Origin of the sequence: Xanthomonas sp. SHU 199, assembly GCF_000364665.1 — a bacterium.
Lineage (GTDB): Bacteria > Pseudomonadota > Gammaproteobacteria > Xanthomonadales > Xanthomonadaceae > Xanthomonas_A > Xanthomonas_A sontii.
This window is the reverse complement of record NZ_AQOI01000614.1, coordinates 1-535: the sequence shown is the minus strand read 5'-3', so window position 1 is coordinate 535 and position 535 is coordinate 1. Positions and strand designations below refer to the sequence as shown.

Below are 535 nucleotides of genomic sequence, written 5' to 3'. Positions count from 1 at the left end.
CTGGCGCCCTGCGGCCGCAGGCCAGCACCGGCCGGGCCGCGGCAGCGCTCAGCGTCCGCGCAGCCGATCCAGCGCCAGCGAGAGCAGCATGGCGCCGACGCCCCCGGCAAGCACGCAAGATCCCAGCCAGCTGCCGGGCTCGCGGAACGCGTCGCGGTGGCTGTTGATCCAGGCGATGAGCGCACCGACGCAGACGGCCGACATGCCGGCACCGATCACCCCCACCAGCAGATGCGCGCGCCAGCCACGCAGGCGGGGCCAGGCATAGGCGGCGAACAGGCCGGTCAACAGCCCCGGCAACGCGCCGAAGATGCAGGACATCAACGCCATGAGCAGGAGAAGCGGCAGCGCATCGCCGAAGCCGCCGGGCTGCCCCCACGTCCAGGAAAACGCCAACGGCAGGCCAACGACCAGCGTGCCCAGGAGCGGCCCGACGATCGCGAACGCCAGCACCACGCCGCCGCGGACCAGCCAGCGCGGCGCCCCATTGCCCGGGGGCACGCCATCCGGCTGCGCGCGCGCAGCGGCCGCGGCG

Annotated in this window: 1 protein-coding gene; it reads right to left on the bottom strand. The window is 74.8% G+C overall.

The window, feature by feature from the left end; translation table 11 throughout:
* Positions 1 to 48: 48 nt before the first annotated feature.
* Positions 49 to 456, bottom strand: coding sequence for a hypothetical protein (locus D183_RS0117875; RefSeq protein ID WP_232757305.1), 408 nt, complete (start codon positions 454 to 456; stop codon positions 49 to 51).
* Positions 457 to 535: the final 79 nt, after the last annotated feature.